Genomic DNA, 16,707 nt, shown 5'->3' with positions numbered 1-16,707 from the left:
CAGACTTCTGAGATTGCTTCATCAATTGCTATGCAATTTCCGTAGCTCAGATGGGAAAGCTGATTCACGCAACAACATCACGCGAGAATAACATAAAACCAATATAGATTTTAACAATTATGGATATAAAATATAATTTAGCTGCCGCTTACCGAATAATGGCGTATTTATCGCTGGATGATCATACTTATACGCATCTATCCGCAAGACCTAAAAATGCCGTTTTTTACTATATTTATCCTTTTGGACTAAGATTTGAAGAAGTAACTACAGAGAATCTTTTAAAAGTTAGTTTAGACGGACAAATTTTAGAAGGAGAAGAATATCAATATAATAAAACCGGTTACTTTATTCATGGTAGTATTTATAAAACACGCCCTGATATTTCTGCTATTTTTCATTATCATACTCCTGCAGCTATTGCCGTTTCTGCTTTAAAATGCGGGCTTTTACCGATCAGTCAATGGGCATTACATTTTTACGACAGAATATCATATCATAATTATAATTCTCTAGTACTAGATGCCGATAAACAGAGTAGTAGACTTGTTACTGACCTTAAACAGAATTATGTGATGTTACTTCGTAATCACGGTGCTATTACCTGCGGAAAAACTATTCATGAAGCTATGTTTTATACTTACCATTTAGAACAAGCTTGTAAAACGCAATGCCTACTAAATTCTACAAAAGAACAAGAGCTTATAATCCCTTCCGTAGAAATATGTAAGCAGACGGTAAAAGACTTATTATCGTTTGAAGAAGATTTAGGCAAACGTGACTGGGCAGCTTGGCTACGACTTGTGAAGATGTGATCACAATACTACGACCCCAGCGGCTTTACTTGCTTGTTTTAAGGATTTATCAAGTGTTGCTATTGGTAACCCACAGCGTAATACTAGCTCTAAATAGCTAGCATCATAAAGTGTTAATCCATATTGTACGGCTAAATCCATTGTCTCAAACCATATATGTTCCAATGTTATTTGATCAATTTTGATGTAAAGATCCTTTAAAGTATAAATTGCTTGGTGACGTTGATTTGCAGTAAGACGTTTTGCACGCTCTGCACATAATAATACATTTCCAATCTCAAGCCCCCAAATAGCAGGGACAATTGCTCCTTCTGTTATGGTTTTATCTAGTATATCCAAGCTTGCTACTTCATCAGGCATAAGCCATGATAAAGCAATTGAAGAATCTAAAACAAAAGAGACCATTTTTTACTTCTTACCCTCATTTTTGTAATTTAGCCATACTTCTAAATCCGATGGTTGTAAATTAATTTCTTTTGCAAGTTTTCGAAGTCTAAGAGCTGCAATCTTTGCTATTTCAATATTATTATGAGAATCAATAGGAACAATTTTTGCAGCAGCTTTTCCTCTTTTAGTAATTAAAATTTCTTCACCTTTACTAACTCGGTCTAATAATTTAGAAAAATGGGTTTTAGCATCAAAGGCTGTAATTGTGTTTTTCATATAATGAACTAGTTAATTAACTAGTCAATTATAACATATTTTAAATTTAAATGTCAAAAACTTTAATAGACATCTTTCCAAACACTTATAGAGAGGAATTTAAAGGAGACACGAAAGCACTTGTCACCGCAGCGTACAAACTAGTACGTGAGGATACGAGTCTAGGTTTGATGTATAAATTACCTCTAGAAGCGAAGTTTGAGAAAATGTCTAATGCCTACAACCGCTACCGTGAATATGTGGAGGATGGCGTTTTATATGCTTTAGCATCTTTTTAAGTAGTGTATCACGCTTAAGTTTTGATAAATAATCTAAGAAAGTTTTGCCGTTTAAATAATCTATTTCATGCTGAATTACAGTTGCTAAAAAGCCTTCTGCTGCTAGTTCTTGCTTATTACCGTTATAATCAAGATATTTTACCTTGATTGCTTTTGATCGTGTAATAGATGCTTCAATGCCTGGAAACGATAAAGAACCCTCAATAAAAGTTTGTTTTTCTTCTGAAAAATAAGTTATGTCCGGATTAATAAAAACTATAGGCGATGATTTATTATTTTCATGTAGGTCAACTACCGCTATACGCTTTAATATTCCTACCATATTAGCACCCAAGCCCACTGCCCTTTCTATATGTAAATTCTGAAGCATTTTATCGACAATAGTACGAATATTATCATCAACAATGTCTATATATTCTGCTTGTTTTTTAAAAATATCGTTTGGTGCATAAACTATTTGATAGTAAGGTTTATCTTGATTCATTAATATACTCTGATAAATGAAGAGTTATTTTTGCATTGCTAAATAAAGATAGATATCGTTATTGCGAGCGAGCATTGTTGCGTAGACCGGTTTTCCCGTCATTACAAGGAAATTACAAAGTAATTGACGAAGCAATCCAGTAAAAAATTCTAATTTACAGAATTTTTTAATTATTTTCTAGATTGCCACGCAGCCTACGGCTGCTCACAATGATGACTCAGTGTCCATGCAACAACGCCTCCTTGCAATGGTGTAGCTTTTTCAAACCATCAATATTTATTTAGCAATGCCATTATTTCATTACGATAGCTGATAATATATTCTGATTATAAGGTTCTTGCAAATGATATGAGCGTCTTTTACTTGGATATTTTAACGGATTTGTGTAAGTATCTTCAGCAATATTTTTTATATCTTTGACGCCTGCTTCTTTAAGTTTTAACTCTACAAAAGCCGGTAAATCAAACATATAATGATTTTCTTTTATAGAGTTTATAAAAAACTGTTTATTGTTAATATCCTTACTTAAGAAAGCTTTATAATATTCATCATCAACTTCATATGAACTTTGAGCTATAGCAGGACCTATCACTGCTATTAAATTCTTTGCTCCTTTTTCTGTTATTTTAGTAACTATATTACTAATAATATTATTTATACTTCCTTTCCAACCTGCATGTGCCGCTCCGATTATTTTACCGTTGCCGCTTGCAAGTAATACCGGTACACAATCTGCTGATTGTATCGCTAATACTAAATTTTTCTTAGTTGTAATGCTGCCATCTGCTTCAGGTACGGCAATTATGGACTCATCAGCATTAACAATTTGATTGCCATGTACTTGGTTTAAAATTAAAATATCTTGTGCTTTAAAATAAGTAGTAATAGATTTTTTGTTTTCAACTATTTCTGTTTCATTTATAGAGTTATTTTTTTTTATATATCTATGACTAGAATTATTGAATGTTTTATCAAAAATTTTATAATAAACTGATCCGTTTATTAATCCTTCCATGCAAATATCCCATATTAATTATAATAGTTTTATTAATACTTTATCCGGTCGTTTACAAAAAAATAAACAGCTAGAAAAAATAATAGCACAATTTCATCAAGACTATAACCTAATCCCTATTATTGGCGTAGAAATAGAGTTTTATTTAAGTCACAATATTGATATAGCTAAATTTGAAATACTTTCAAGAAAATACTTAGCTAGATTTAAAATTGCTAAAATAAAAAAAGAAAAAGGCAATAACCAATTTGAAATAGATCTTCCCCCTTCTGTAAACTTAATACAATATATAAAAAATATATTAGAGGTTAAAACTATTTTAAAAAAAATGGCACAGCAGTTAAACGGTTATATAGATTTTTCGCCTAAGCCGTTTTTGGATGATTATGGTAATAGTATGCATTTTCATATTAATTTTAATTCCGAGTTCAATGATTATTATATAATTTTAGCAGCACAAGGGCTATGTCACTATATGTTAGACACCCTACTCGCTTTTATGCCTACTACTCTAGATTATTCACGGATAAATAAAAAATTTATGGCTCCTACGCATATATCGTACGGTGGAAATAATAGAAGCGTAGCCGTACGAACTCCAAATGCTTTTCCCAAACGTTTAGAACATCGCTTATCTTCCCCCGAAACCGATCCATATATAGCAATTTTTACTATTTTAAAGTCAATATTGTTGGCTTTAAAATCTCCAAGTTCGCTCCAAACAATAGAAAAAATTTACGGGAATGCTTTCGATCCACAATATAATTTAACTCCATTACCGACATCATCTCAGGCGAGCTTTATGTTATTTAAACCGGATTTTTTTAAATAATTTGTATTTTGTTCACAAAACCTAAAAACTAAACAATAATTGTTTTTTACAACTAAAATAAAGATTGATATAAAATATTAAATATAAAACTGCCGAAATTGTTTCAATTAAGTATTTTATTTTTCTGATGAAGTGCTTTAAGCTGCACTTCACTCTATATTTTCATAATTTTTCATTAGATAATTAAATTCCGCACCATAGATAAATATCATATTTATAATATAGAAGAATATTAATGTAACTATTATACTACCAAGTGAACCATACATTAGATTTAATTGATTATAGTAGACTATATAAGTTGAAAGCAAATAGCCGCTTATTATCCATAATATCACAGTTAATAAAGCCCCTGGAAATACATCAATAAAATTTAGTTTTACATTAGGTAATATATAATACAAAGATGAGGCACCTAAAAATAATAAAATTAAAATTAAAAAATATCTTATAAAATTTAAAATGATCTTATATTTTTCAATGGTCTCTAATATTATCGGAATTTTTGTAAATAATATTGGAATCACCAATAAAAGAAACATAGTAAAGGTAATCAAGGCACTAATTATAAGAAACTGTATAATACTAAGTAATCTTCTTCTTATATAAGTGGGTGGAGATTTTATTTGATATACACGATTTAAAATAGTCCTTAAACATTCTACAAAAGAAGAAGCAGTCCAAATACTGCCTACTATGGCAAGATTCATTAAACTTTGAGGAGGAGCACTTAGTAATTCGCGTATTCTTTTTTCTATTGATTCTGTTGCTTGTTCCGGAAGACTCTCTAGAAAAATTTGTATAAAATTTTGACCAAGTTCTGAAGCTCCTAAAAAGCTTGTTAAAGCTAATAAGAATACTAGGAAAGGGAAAATAGATAAAAGTATCATGAATGACATATATCCCGAATGTTCAACGCCATCATCTTCTATTGTTCTAAATAAGGCTACGTAAAGACAATTAAAAATTTTTCTCATTATAAAAGCTAAGTTGTTATTATTAATTTTATATTTAATCTTAAATAAGTTCGCTGTAAATAATTAATTTATAATTAAAATGAAACTATACTTTATCCTTGATTTGAAATATTAATATAGAAATGAAATTTTTTCCTTGCATTAATTTTATATTTTTCTATAATGCACCAAAATTTTATTTTTTATAAATTGTTAATTTATGCTTCAGTAAATAAGTTTTTAAAACATAAGGTATTCATATTTTACAAATAATTTTAAAGTTCTTATGATATTTTTATTTGATAAGAAATAATTTTATTCTTTAATAATTATTTACCAAATGAAAACTTAAAAAATGTTATTTTATAGTTGCTTATAATATTAATTTATGGTATTATTTCTACTTACACTTGGATAAGTTTAACGGTATTAAATTATTAATAACCACATGTTTTATAATAATATAGGATAATATCATTTTTGTTCAAAGAAAATTTTTAAATATAGATGTAATTAGTAAGATGTAATTAGTAAGATGTAATTAGTAAGATGTAATTAGTAACCAAGGAGAGGATAATGGGTAGAAAAAACGATATTATACAAAAAATCGATAGTTTTATCGGCAAGAAAATTTATTCTTTAAGACTCGCTAAGGGGTTGTCTCGTCAACAACTGGCTGAAGTAATTGATGTTACGCATCAACAATTACAAAAATACGAAAAAGCAATTAATAGAATTTCTGTAGGAAGGCTAGTACTAATCGCAGAAGCTTTAGATAGGAATATTGATTATTTCTTTGAAGGTTTAGAAGAAGCTAATAAACCGCAGCCCGTACATACTCAACATCAACGTATGTGCATTGAAGTTTCAAGAAATTTTATGAAAATTAATAGCACGGAAGAACAACAAGCCGTTAATAATTTAGTAAAATGTTTAGCTGGAAAGAAAAACTAAAAACTAATACATAACGGCAAGCTGCCATCCTGATTACGTTGTGATATAATTTATGTCATCCCCGCAGAAGCGGGAATAACTATTGCTTGCCTTGATAATATACAGAATACAAATCTTGATCAGCGTTGTGGAGGGGAAGACTCTCTTTTAATAGGTGTTGATTTATTTAAATTTTCCGACTGAATGATATCTCTTGCATTCATTAATGCTCCCATAATTTTTATATTCCCTTTGATATTAACTCTATCTCTTCCTACTACCATTTTAGCTTTTTCAATATCTGGATTATCTTTACTTATAGGTTTTAATTTAGACTTTCCTGATACTACCCTTACATCTTCCGTTTTAACACTAGGGTTTTCAATTGCTTCTGCTCGTTTTTGTTCTTGTAATAACTTATCTATAGTTTGTAAACGTACCTCTTTAGATAAAGTTTTATCATCAATTAAATTAGTTTTAATGAAACTTTGCTGTTCTTCAGTAGAAGATTTAGTACCAAATGCCTTTACCAGCTCATCTACTTTTTTTATTGATTCCTCTTTTTTTTCTTCAAGAGTTTTAAGGTTACCAGTTGGAGAAAGCATAGCACGAAAATTATTGACTTTCTCAACTGCAAGCTTAGAGATATTATTTAATATACTAGAAGTTTCTTGTACAATTCTTTCTTCTGCCGACACTACCGGTTCTTTAAATTTTTCTAATGCTTCTATAACAGGATTAACAGCGTTAATTACTTCTCGAGCTTTGTTATATATATCATCGTGAGGCTTGTGTTCTTCTATATTCTGTCCTTTTAACCCTTCAGTTAAATTTTGAGTGTCTCTATCTAAAGCTGCCTCACTCGCTGCATCTTTAGCTTTTTTAAGTGCCTCTTTCTCAGAGTCATTAATATTACTATTATCGATCCCGCTAGAAACTGCCTTAGTTATTTCAGGACCTCCTTTGCCTTCATAAATACCGTCTACTAACCCTTTAGTCATTAGCTCTCTATCAGGTAAATTGGTCTGACTTTCTGCAATACCTTTTTCCGCTGATGCCATAATAAGTGCTTTATTAGGTAAGGATAAAGAGGTATCACTATGAGTAGCTATAGTCTCGCCTACCCCTTTAATAATCGCTGCTTTGTCTTGAGCTTCAAGCGAGCTTCCTGCAACTGTGTTAGTAATTTCTTGAATTATTTCGCCTTTGACTTCTGCTGTAGCCGGACCATCTAAAACATTAGACGTAATGGCTTGTATGTTTGTTGTTTTTAATTCAGTATTACTTAGAGGATCAAACAAAATATCATTTACTTTTTTTATTGTATCTTTTTTAGTTTGTTCTGCCGTAATCTTATCTAAATGCTGCTGCATCAATTGTTGTTGTGCCGGACTGAGAACTTGGGCTTCTACACCTTTTTTCTTTAATACAGAACCTAATAATTTTTGTTTTTCCGCATTGCTTAATTCAGAGACATTAACCTTATCACCTACTGCTATAAGCATTGTCCCTTTATCTTCAGTAGAAAGGTTACTTTTTATTACAACATCCTTAATACCGTCAATTGCTGCAGCTCTACTTGCATCATCTTTAAGACTTAAACCGACATCTACTGCCTTTTCTAACATCTGCTGTTTTTGCTTCGGCTCAAGATTCTCTGAATTTAAAACGATAGCTACTGTAGCTTCAAGCATTTTTGATTTTTCTAGGTCTGGGGTATTCTGATCATTTTTTATGGTTTCTAATACTGCATTGACTCCAGCTACTTTTGCATCCGGTTTGAGGTTTTTATTATTGACCGTATTTTCAGCTAAAGCAATGATATTAGCCTGCTTTTCAGCAATATCACTTTTCTCATTATTAAGAATTGCCTTGGCTGCTTCTTTAATTAAATCAATTTGTTTATTGCTATCAATTTCTTTTGTTAAACCTGCATTTACATAATTTAATAAATCTTGCATGCTGCCTGATAAGGCCGTAGCTGCATTAAGAAGATTTGGATTCACTTGTTGCGACTGTGGCATTTGTGAAGTCTCAGCTTGCAGTGGTTGGTTAGTAGGAGTAATTGGCGGTACTTGTTGTTTATACTGAGGTGGTTCAACCGATGAACTTGTTGTTTGCTGTGGAGTTATTAGCGGTTGTTCCTTACTTTGTCCTTGTCCTATTATAATATCTTCAGCTTGCGATAAATCAACGCTCTGCCCTTGGTTTAGTTCTACCTCCTTCATCATTTCTTTATATTTACCGCGTGTTACCGCAAGTGTATAAATTTCTCCACCATGCTCTATATAAGCTATTGCGTCATCTCCGGTTCCGGCAAATTTTAAAGGTTTTGGTGAGCTTATTTCTTTAAGTTGAGGTTTACCGTTTGGTCCTTCTTCGTAGTGGGCAGTGAAATATACGGCTTTATCTTTGGAGGGCTTTGTGCCATCAGCTTTTAATGCTACCATCGATAAATGCATTGACCCATCGGCTTTATCAAGTTTTATAGGAAAATCTATTTCCCTATATGAGCTGATCTGAACCTGAGTACCGTCTTGTTTAGCTAAAGTAAAAGGCTTAGTTTTAACAGTTGTTTCATTTAAGGTACAGAGTTCATCACCTGCATCATTTTTAACTACTGTTGCTCTAAGATCGCTTGCACTTACGTGATTTTCCCACTGTACCGGTTTAAATCCACCAGGGTATCCACTAGCGGCGCTAAATGTATTATGCACATTTTTATAGCCGGCTATTTCTATTGATTCTAATTTCTTTTTAAGCTCAGGATTTTCTAAAGCCTTATCAATAAATTCTCTATTAGCCGGATTACCGAAAAAAGTACTTAATGTTTTATCTTTTTCTTTTTCTTCTTCTATTTCTTTTCTTTTTTGTTCAGCTAAATCACGGTCTGTAAGGGCTGCCAGGTCTTTTAATATTTGTTCTATTAAATTATCTTTTTGCGGTTGTATAATTGTTTCTCTTACAGCCTTGGTTATTGGGTCTGATGTCTGACTGTCAGGAGAGATATTGCCCGATAAAGCACTCATTGAAGGGGTAGATTGAGCAGAAGATGCAGAAGTAACGATAAAACCATCGTCAGCTTCTAGTGCTGGGGTTGTAGTTTGAGATAAAAATTCTTTTTGCTCTTGTTCTAATGTTTGCTTTTGTTCTTCTGTATATTCCTTATTTGCTAAAGGATCAAATTCACTTGTATCTAGGTTACCGTCTTTACTCATAAAACCTCTCAAAATTAATTAGCATAAACTGTAAGTGATGCGTAGTCAAGCCGATGTTGTTACATTGATCTTTACCCTCTTATGTCATTCCCGCGTAGGCGGGTATCCAGTCACTAAAAAGTCTAAGCACACTAGATTTTTAAATTAAAAGCTCGATTTATTTCGCTTTTTTCTGGATTCCCGCCTACGCGGGAATGACATAACATATCCTTTTTTCACAGTTTGAGTTATACTGTCAAAGATAGTATATAGAGATTTTAGTAATATCAAGAAAAAACTAATATTATTGAGAAAATTTAATAGAATTTTTATATTCTTTATTGAGTGCTTTAGTTGCCCAAAGCCAGGTTAAGCAAGTAATTATAAATATAATCATTAAACAGATGGAAATAGATTGATAACTAGCGGAAGGTAATATTATAAATACCAATGATTGTAAAAATGCACTACCAGATTTACCGAGTTTTGTACCTATCACGTCGGCAGCAGCTTTGCCTTTTATTTTTATTTCCGGATCTAAAGGAACATAGGCCATTTCTTTTGTTGAATCAAATAAGGTATATTTGCTTGATTTACTAAGCACATTTTGAATAGCACCTATTGTTATAGCAATTAAAGCAGGGTCGGTTAGAATAAAATTTGCTATTATTAAGCCGGCAAATCTTTCAAAATTATTAACGGCAAAAAATAATATACCGGTAATAAAAACTATTAAAGGGGTGATAACAGCCGCCGTAAACCAGCCAAGTCTTCTAACTATATTTGAACCAAGTACGACAAATAAAATAGTAAATACTCCGGTATAGCTCAAATAACTTCCTATAAAAGCTGCATATTCGGTTGGAGTTTTATAAATTTTAGTAGCTGCTGCTTTCCAAGGACCTTCTATTAAATTAATGGCAATGCCATAGCAGATAAGCAAAGTTGCAATTAATCTAATATGTCTTGACGATAGAAGCATCTGAAAACTTTCGGCAATAGTCATAGATTTTTTCTTTGCTTTAAACCTGAGTAACGCCATATGCTCTTTGTCTAGTACTTTATGATTAAGCAACCAAAAAGTTTTAATAGCTATTATTCCTAAAATTAATACTATAGTTAGTATAATTTGTATAGAAAGTGTATGAAAAGACGATTGCAATGCAAATTTATTAGTTACGTAATCATTAATATTACTTAGATTTTCTAAAAACTGCCCTGCTAAATAAATACCTGTTTGACTAAGTAAACCGAATAACGGATAAAATCTTTTAGATTCTTCTACTGTAGTAATATTATTAACAAACTGCCAAAAAAGTAATGCGAAAACTACGTTTGGCCATAATTCGGCTATTATATAAAATAACGAAAAACTCCATTTTGATAAAAGCAATATAAACCATTTCAAATTAGGTAAACTTGCCGTTAAATTTTGAACGGTTACAGGACTGAAATGCAGCATTTCATGATTTGGAAAAATAACGTAAGCAAAAAGAGCAAAGAATGTTAAAAATATTGATATAATAAGATAAAATATATTTTCTGCTTTCATCTTATTAACAAGCTTTACATATATAGCAGTCATTAAAAAAGCTGACGGCATCACTCCCCAAAACTTCAAAAACGAGATAATCTCGGCACCGATCATAGTAGTAACAATACTATCTTTTAAAGCTCTGATTAGATTTTGGATAAATAAAATACAGAACATTAATAAAGTGATGAATAAAAATTTAGAAACTTCATGGCGTTTTATAGGCCAGATATAATCGGTAAGTTTAGAAAAATAGCTATTGATTTTAGAGGAAGAATTTTCTATATTACTGGGGTTAATCGTCATTATTTGGTCTAACCTATCTTGCTATTGGCTAGAATTATATATTAAAGATTGTCTAAATTTAAGTCAAGTTAAAATCACATTAAAATGAGTAATTATTGGTTAAATATTTATAAACCAAGAGGTATAAGTTCTGCTCAACTTGTTAGCATAGTAAAAAAAATACTCGGTAAAACCAAGATAGGACATGCCGGTACTTTAGACGTAGAAGCGGAAGGAATATTACCGTTTGCCGTAGGTGAAGCTACAAAACTGATACATCTGCTAATTGATGCTAGAAAAACCTATATTTTTACCGTAAAATTCGGAATGCAAACCAATAGCGGCGATTGTGCCGGTAAAGTAATAGCAACGAAAGATTGTGTCCCTTCTCAAGAAGAAGCTTATGCCGTATGTTCTAAATTTATCGGTAACGTAACACAAATACCGCCGGCTTTTTCAGCTCTTAAAGTTAACGGTGTAAGAGCTTATAAATTGGCTAGAGAGGGAAAAAAAGTAGAATTAAAGCCACGAAATATAACTATTTATGATCTAAAATGTTTAAATTTTGATGAGAAAAATGCTACCGCTACATACTATACGGAATGCTCAAAAGGTACTTATATAAGGACTTTAGCAGAAGATTTGGCATTGTCCTTGCAAAGTTTAGGATTTGTGATAGAATTACGCCGTACTCAGGTTGGAATATTTAAAGAAGAAAATGCTATCCGAATTAAATCGCCTGACGAAATTACCAAAAATGCCCTAGAGGAAAAAAGTATAAAGATAGAAGCAATACTGGACGACATCCTGGTTCTTGATGCAACTGACAGCCAAGCACAGCAAATTAAATATGGACAGAAATGTTTATTTAATTATGAAAAAGACTTTAGACATCTTGCCAAATTTGCTTATAGAGAGGAATTTAAAGGAAACACGGAACTCAGCACCACAGCGTACACTTTAGTACGTGAGGATGCGAGTACCGGATTGACGTACAAATTACCTCTAGAAGTAGAGTTTGGCAAGATGTCTGTTGATCTTTTGTGGGTTCGCTATAAAGGCACTTTGCTTGCAATAGGTAGCTTAAACAAGAGTTGCTTTAATTCTTTACGAGTATTTAATTTAACACAAGACTTCTTTTAAAACTGGAAGTCTATATATTTAAGGAGAAATTATCGATGTCGATTACTACAGAACGTAAACAACAATTAATTAAAGAATATGCTATAACGGAAAATGATACCGGTTCAAGTGCAGTGCAATGTGCTATCTTAACTGAAAGAATCAATAATTTAACCGAGCATTTTAAATCTAACCATAAAGATCATACTTCAAGACGCGGATTATTAATTTTAGTTGGGCGCCGCCGCAGATTACTTAACTATATAAAAAAGAATAATGTTAGCAAATATTTAGATTTAATAAGTAAGCTAGGAATTAGAAAGATTAAGTAGTTGGATAATCGTCATTGCGAGCAGCCGTAGGATGCGTGGCAATCTCGTCAAATATCCTGAGATTGCTTCGTCAATTACTTCGTAATTTTCCTCGCAATGACGTGGTAGAATACAATAAAATATAAATTATGAAATGAGATAAATAGATGTTTAACGAAATAACTAAGAGTGTTACATGGAACGGGCAAGTTCTTGAGCTTAGTACAGGTAAAATAGCAAGGCAAGCTGACGGGGCAGTTACGGTAAAAATGGGTAATTCCGTTTTATTATGTACGGCAGTAGTAGCTAACAAAGCAAAAGAGGGCATAGGTTTTCTTCCTTTAACAATTAATTATAGAGAAATGGCATATGCTGCCGGTAAGATACCAGGGGGATTTTTTAAACATGAAGGAAAAGCATCAGATAGAGAAGTTTTAGTATCTCGTTTAATAGATAGACCGATTAGACCATTATTTCATCCGGCTTTTGTGAATGAAACGCATGTAACTTGCAGTGTTCTTTCATATGATCCTGAAACTCCAGTAGATATACTTGCAATTATCGGTGCATCGGCTGCACTTAGCCTATCCCCTGCTCCTTATCTAGAAATAGTTGCGGCAAGTAAAGTAGGTTTAATCAATGGTGAATTTGTTTTAAATCCGACACTTGCATTATTAAAAACAAGTCAGCTTGATTTAGTAGTTGCAGGAACATCAGATTCAGTAATGATGGTTGAATCGGAAGCTCATTTACTTTCTGAAGAACAAATGTTAGAAGCCGTAAAATTTGGATTTGAAAGCTTTCAGCCGGTAATAAAGATAATTAAAGAACTAGCAGAAGAAGCTAAAAAACCAAAACTTGAAATGCAAGCTTTATATCCTGCTTCATTAAAGAAAGAAATTGAGAAGTTATTTGTAAAAGAAATTGAACAAGCTTTTGCAATTAAATCTAAACAAGAACGTAGCACTAATTTAGATTTAATACCTGAAAAAGTTCTTACACATTTTGTAAGCGACATAGAAAATAAAAAATATAGTAATTATCAAATCGAATCAGCTTTAAAAGCTATTGAATCAGATATATTGCGTAACGAGATTTTAGAAAAAAATAGACGTATCGATGGAAGAAGTACCACGGATATAAGACAAATTGCTTGTGAAATAGGTTTACTACCTTCCGCACATGGTTCAGCTTTATTTACTAGAGGTGAAACGCAAAGCTTAGTTAGTACTACATTCGGTACTAGTGTAGATGAGCAGATAGTTGACAGTTTAGAGGGTGAGTATAAAGAGCGTTTTATGCTCAATTATATCTTTCCGCCCTACTCTGTAAATGAAGCAATGCCAATGAAAGCACCTAGTCGTCGTGAAGTCGGACACGGTAAACTCGCATGGCGTGCTATTAATCCAATATTACCTAATAAAGTACAATTTCCTTATTCTATTAGAGTAGTTGCCGAAACTACGGAATCTAACGGTTCTTCTTCAATGGCAACTGTTTGTGGTAGTTCTCTTGCTTTAATGTATGCCGGCGTACCGATAAAAGCACCGGTTGCGGGTATTGCTATGGGACTTGTTAAGGAAGGTAAAAATTTTGCCGTATTATCGGATATTCTCGGCGATGAAGATTATTTCGGTGATATGGACTTTAAGGTTGCAGGAACTAGCGAAGGGATTACTGCATTACAAATGGATATCAAAATATCCGGAGTAGATTTTAAAATAATGAAAGTAGCTTTAGAGCAAGCACGACTCGGTCGTTTGCATATACTGGAGCAAATGAATAAAGTTATCAGTAAACCAAATAACGAACTAAGTAAAAATGCTCCTTCTACTACTACTATAAAAATAGATAAGGATAAAATTAGAGATATTATAGGACCGGGCGGTAAAGTAATAAAGGAAATTTGTGAAACTAGTGGTGCTAAAATAGATATAAGCGATGACGGTACGGTGTCTGTTTATGCTTCAGATAGAGATAAGCTAAAAGTTGCCTTAGATAAAATTAAAGCTATTGTCGTTGAACCTGAAATCGGTGAAATATTTAACGGTACGGTAGTGAAAGTCTTAGATTCCGGTGCTTTTATTAATTATGTAGGTAATAAAGACGGCTTTGTTCATATTAGTGAAGTATCAGGAGAAAGAATAGAAACGGTTAGCAGTGTTTTAAAACAAGGCGATATAGTAAAAGTTAAGCTAATAGGCTTTGATAATAAAGGCAAAGCAAAATTAACTATTAAAAATGCCGATAAAGATAAATCTTCAAATAATACAAAGCCAAAAACTAATGTTAATAATACTAAGGACAATTCAGAACCTGAGCAGCGACGTGATTCTAGTAAAAAACGAGCTTGGAATGAAGATAATAATGCTGAAACTGCTGAAGTAATTACAGAACGTAAGTATTTTAATTGATATGAAGCTTAATCGTCATTGCGAGGAAATTACGAAGTAATTGACGAAGCAATCTCAGGAGTTTGTTATTATTTCATGAGATTGCCGTGCAGCCTACGGCTGCTCGCAATGACGGTTCGGGTATCCACAAAAATAGCTCATAATACTAATAATTTGCTGGATACCGTGGACAAGCCACGGTATGACAATAAGTAAATAAATGACCAACACAAATAATTACCGAATCATCGCAAAGAGGGTTATTTCTAGTGCAGCAAGTGCTTTAGAAAAATTATCCGAAAATATCCCTGAAGACTTTAACAGAATTATAGAATTTTTACTATCTTTCAAAGGACGGATAATCCTAACCGGCATAGGCAAAAGCGGTTATATTGCAAGAAAAATAGCTGCTAGCTTTTCTTCAACCGGTATGCCTGCTTTTTATTTACATCCGGCAGAAGCAAGTCACGGCGATTTAGGTATGGTGACGAGAAATGATCTAGTAATTATGTTATCTAATTCCGGCGAAACTAAAGAACTATTTAATATAATTGAATATTGCAAGAACTCTTCCATAAAAATTGCTGCAATGACAGTGAATAAAAATTCTACTTTAGCTAAAAGAAGCGATTTTTTATTAATAGTACCTGAATACCCGGAAGCTTCTGTAATTGGAGTTCCTACTATATCATCTTTAATCATGCTATCACTCGGTGATGCTTTAATGACTGTTATACATGAAAAACGAGGCTTTACTAAAGATGATTTTAAAATTTATCATCCGGGAGGTACAATCGGCGCTAATTTAACAAAAATTAAAAACCTAATGCGTAGCGGTGATGAAATACCTTTAGTATATGAAGATACTTCCTTTGCCAAAACTATAATTATTATGAATAAAAAACGTTTAGGTTGTACGCTTGTAACAGATAAAAACCAAAATTTGGTGGGAATTATAACCGATGGGGATTTACATCGTCATATTAACGATCAAATCCACTTAAAAACAGCATCAAGCATTATGACCAAAAACCCTATTCATATCTCATCGGAAATATTTGCAAAAGAGGCTTTAAATTTAATGAAAGCCAAGAATATCACTAATATACCGATTGTTGATGATAATATTATTATAGGCATTATTCATATTCATGATTTACTACGCATAGGGGTTAGCTAAAATCTATGCCCTCTTCTTATAAACTGCGAAAAAAAATTTGGAAATCTGTATATCTTTTAATAACAGTTGGAATTTTATATATAGGGTATATATTAATTAAAAGCGGTTATATTAATGAAAAAAACGATATTAACGTTACAAAAAAAAGTTTAAAAGACAATAAAAATTTTGATTTAAAGTATAATATTATATTGAAAGATTCAATTTTTGAAGGAGTAAATAAAAATTTAAATGCGTATAAGATTAAAACTGAACGAGCTATAAAAGAGTCGAATAACAAATATAAACTAGATATAATAAATGCTATTTATAACGTAAATCAAGACCAAACTCTTATTATCAATGCGAAAGAAGGCTTTTTAGATGAAGAATCAAGCATATTAGATTTAAAAAACGATGTAAAACTTTTTTTTGATGAGATCATATTTAACACTAACGATGCAAGGATTGATTTAGTAAATAAGAATATAACCGGTCATTCCCCTGCTAAGTTACTTTACAAAAACTCTTCAATTACTTCGGATAGTTTTAATACAAAAGATGAAAATAATATTATAATTTTTAAAGGCAATGTCTCTACAATCATCGATTTATCGGATTAGACATCTTGCCAAACCAGCTTATAGAGAGGAATTTAAAGGAGACATAGAATGTAGCACCGCAGCGTACAAAGAAGTACTTGAGGATACGAGTACCGATTCGACGTCTA

At 32.1% G+C, this 16,707-nt stretch carries 15 protein-coding genes and 1 pseudogene; 8 read left to right on the top strand and 8 right to left on the bottom strand.

Annotated features, from left to right (window positions below):
• Positions 1 to 119 precede the first annotated feature (119 nt).
• Entirely contained in the window at positions 120 to 815 is a 696-nt protein-coding gene (locus RSL_RS03485) for a class II aldolase/adducin family protein (protein ID WP_010977301.1), read from the top strand.
• Here the strand turns inward: RSL_RS03485 and RSL_RS03480 are convergent, their stop codons facing one another.
• The 5 genes and pseudogenes from RSL_RS03480 to pgeF all read right to left on the bottom strand — a co-directional run bounded on the left by RSL_RS03480 (position 816) and on the right by pgeF (position 3,255).
• Positions 816 to 1,220, bottom strand: coding sequence for a type II toxin-antitoxin system VapC family toxin (locus tag RSL_RS03480; protein WP_004995653.1), 405 nt, complete (start codon positions 1,218 to 1,220; stop codon positions 816 to 818).
• Positions 1,221 to 1,223: 3 nt separating this feature from the next.
• A complete protein-coding gene (locus RSL_RS03475; protein WP_004995655.1) occupies positions 1,224 to 1,478 on the bottom strand; it encodes a type II toxin-antitoxin system Phd/YefM family antitoxin in 255 nt (84 codons plus the stop codon).
• Between the two features lie 210 nt (positions 1,479 to 1,688).
• Positions 1,689 to 2,240 (bottom strand): peptide deformylase, encoded by a 552-nt coding sequence (gene def / locus RSL_RS03470; RefSeq protein ID WP_014273506.1) that lies wholly within the window; start codon positions 2,238 to 2,240, stop codon positions 1,689 to 1,691.
• A 108-nt stretch (positions 2,241 to 2,348) separates the two neighbouring features.
• Positions 2,349 to 2,461, bottom strand: a pseudogene (locus RSL_RS09965) (lytic transglycosylase domain-containing protein); the annotation flags it as partial.
• Between the two features lie 71 nt (positions 2,462 to 2,532).
• Positions 2,533 to 3,255 (bottom strand): peptidoglycan editing factor PgeF, encoded by a 723-nt coding sequence (pgeF, locus tag RSL_RS03465; RefSeq protein ID WP_014273504.1) that lies wholly within the window; start codon positions 3,253 to 3,255, stop codon positions 2,533 to 2,535.
• Between pgeF and RSL_RS03460 the strand changes: the two genes are divergently transcribed.
• Positions 3,254 to 4,087 carry a type I glutamate--ammonia ligase gene (locus RSL_RS03460; RefSeq protein ID WP_014273503.1) on the top strand — a complete coding sequence of 278 codons (834 nt, stop codon included), beginning with the start codon at positions 3,254 to 3,256 and terminating at the stop codon, positions 4,085 to 4,087. The two genes, pgeF and RSL_RS03460, sit on opposite strands and share 2 nt — an antisense overlap.
• 149 nt (positions 4,088 to 4,236) lie before the next feature.
• Here the strand turns inward: RSL_RS03460 and RSL_RS03455 are convergent, their stop codons facing one another.
• Positions 4,237 to 5,064, bottom strand: coding sequence for a YihY/virulence factor BrkB family protein (locus RSL_RS03455; protein WP_014273502.1), 828 nt, complete (start codon positions 5,062 to 5,064; stop codon positions 4,237 to 4,239).
• 555 nt (positions 5,065 to 5,619) lie between these two features.
• Here RSL_RS03455 and RSL_RS03450 point away from each other — a divergent pair.
• Positions 5,620 to 5,997: a helix-turn-helix domain-containing protein gene (locus RSL_RS03450; protein ID WP_010977292.1), complete on the top strand. Its 378-nt coding sequence runs from the start codon at positions 5,620 to 5,622 to the stop codon at positions 5,995 to 5,997.
• A gap of 119 nt (positions 5,998 to 6,116) precedes the next feature.
• Here the strand turns inward: RSL_RS03450 and RSL_RS03445 are convergent, their stop codons facing one another.
• Positions 6,117 to 9,194 carry a Sca4 family spreading effector gene (locus RSL_RS03445; protein WP_014273501.1) on the bottom strand — a complete coding sequence of 1,026 codons (3,078 nt, stop codon included), beginning with the start codon at positions 9,192 to 9,194 and terminating at the stop codon, positions 6,117 to 6,119.
• 283 nt (positions 9,195 to 9,477) lie between these two features.
• Entirely contained in the window at positions 9,478 to 11,013 is a 1,536-nt protein-coding gene (tlc4, locus tag RSL_RS03440) for an NTP/NDP exchange transporter Tlc4 (RefSeq protein ID WP_014273500.1), read from the bottom strand.
• Positions 11,014 to 11,097: 84 nt separating this feature from the next.
• Here tlc4 and truB point away from each other — a divergent pair, with 84 nt between their 5' ends.
• The 5 genes from truB to lptC all read left to right on the top strand — a co-directional run bounded on the left by truB (position 11,098) and on the right by lptC (position 16,600).
• Positions 11,098 to 12,135 carry a tRNA pseudouridine(55) synthase TruB gene (gene truB, locus RSL_RS03435; protein WP_014273499.1) on the top strand — a complete coding sequence of 346 codons (1,038 nt, stop codon included), beginning with the start codon at positions 11,098 to 11,100 and terminating at the stop codon, positions 12,133 to 12,135.
• A 35-nt stretch (positions 12,136 to 12,170) separates the two neighbouring features.
• Positions 12,171 to 12,446, top strand: a complete 276-nt coding sequence (gene rpsO, locus RSL_RS03430) for a 30S ribosomal protein S15 (protein WP_004995678.1) — start codon at positions 12,171 to 12,173, stop codon at positions 12,444 to 12,446.
• Positions 12,447 to 12,592: 146 nt separating this feature from the next.
• Positions 12,593 to 14,839, top strand: coding sequence for a polyribonucleotide nucleotidyltransferase (gene pnp / locus RSL_RS03425; RefSeq protein ID WP_014273498.1), 2,247 nt, complete (start codon positions 12,593 to 12,595; stop codon positions 14,837 to 14,839).
• A 199-nt stretch (positions 14,840 to 15,038) separates the two neighbouring features.
• Entirely contained in the window at positions 15,039 to 15,998 is a 960-nt protein-coding gene (locus RSL_RS03420) for a KpsF/GutQ family sugar-phosphate isomerase (RefSeq protein ID WP_014273497.1), read from the top strand.
• A gap of 5 nt (positions 15,999 to 16,003) precedes the next feature.
• Positions 16,004 to 16,600 (top strand): LPS export ABC transporter periplasmic protein LptC, encoded by a 597-nt coding sequence (gene lptC / locus RSL_RS03415; protein WP_010977285.1) that lies wholly within the window; start codon positions 16,004 to 16,006, stop codon positions 16,598 to 16,600.
• Positions 16,601 to 16,707: the final 107 nt, after the last annotated feature.

It is taken from the genome of Rickettsia slovaca 13-B (genome assembly GCF_000237845.1).
Taxonomy (GTDB): Bacteria; Pseudomonadota; Alphaproteobacteria; order Rickettsiales; family Rickettsiaceae; genus Rickettsia; species Rickettsia rickettsii.
Note: the sequence above shows the minus strand (reverse complement) of the source record. Positions and strands in the feature narration are given on the sequence as shown.

Excerpts from the sequence above, each read along its gene's own strand:
- RSL_RS03485 (WP_010977301.1), top strand. The coding sequence starts at position 120 with ATGGATATAAAATATAATTTAGCTGCCGCTTACCGAATAATGGCGTAT.
- RSL_RS03480 (WP_004995653.1), bottom strand. The coding sequence starts at position 1,220 with ATGGTCTCTTTTGTTTTAGATTCTTCAATTGCTTTATCATGGCTTATG.
- RSL_RS03475 (WP_004995655.1), bottom strand. The coding sequence starts at position 1,478 with ATGAAAAACACAATTACAGCCTTTGATGCTAAAACCCATTTTTCTAAA.
- def (WP_014273506.1), bottom strand. The coding sequence starts at position 2,240 with ATGAATCAAGATAAACCTTACTATCAAATAGTTTATGCACCAAACGAT.
- RSL_RS03460 (WP_014273503.1), top strand. The coding sequence starts at position 3,254 with ATGCAAATATCCCATATTAATTATAATAGTTTTATTAATACTTTATCC.
- pgeF (WP_014273504.1), bottom strand. The coding sequence starts at position 3,255 with ATGGAAGGATTAATAAACGGATCAGTTTATTATAAAATTTTTGATAAA.
- RSL_RS03455 (WP_014273502.1), bottom strand. The coding sequence starts at position 5,064 with ATGAGAAAAATTTTTAATTGTCTTTACGTAGCCTTATTTAGAACAATA.
- RSL_RS03450 (WP_010977292.1), top strand. The coding sequence starts at position 5,620 with ATGGGTAGAAAAAACGATATTATACAAAAAATCGATAGTTTTATCGGC.
- RSL_RS03445 (WP_014273501.1), bottom strand. The coding sequence starts at position 9,194 with ATGAGTAAAGACGGTAACCTAGATACAAGTGAATTTGATCCTTTAGCA.
- tlc4 (WP_014273500.1), bottom strand. The coding sequence starts at position 11,013 with ATGACGATTAACCCCAGTAATATAGAAAATTCTTCCTCTAAAATCAAT.
- truB (WP_014273499.1), top strand. The coding sequence starts at position 11,098 with ATGAGTAATTATTGGTTAAATATTTATAAACCAAGAGGTATAAGTTCT.
- rpsO (WP_004995678.1), top strand. The coding sequence starts at position 12,171 with ATGTCGATTACTACAGAACGTAAACAACAATTAATTAAAGAATATGCT.
- pnp (WP_014273498.1), top strand. The coding sequence starts at position 12,593 with ATGTTTAACGAAATAACTAAGAGTGTTACATGGAACGGGCAAGTTCTT.
- RSL_RS03420 (WP_014273497.1), top strand. The coding sequence starts at position 15,039 with ATGACCAACACAAATAATTACCGAATCATCGCAAAGAGGGTTATTTCT.
- lptC (WP_010977285.1), top strand. The coding sequence starts at position 16,004 with ATGCCCTCTTCTTATAAACTGCGAAAAAAAATTTGGAAATCTGTATAT.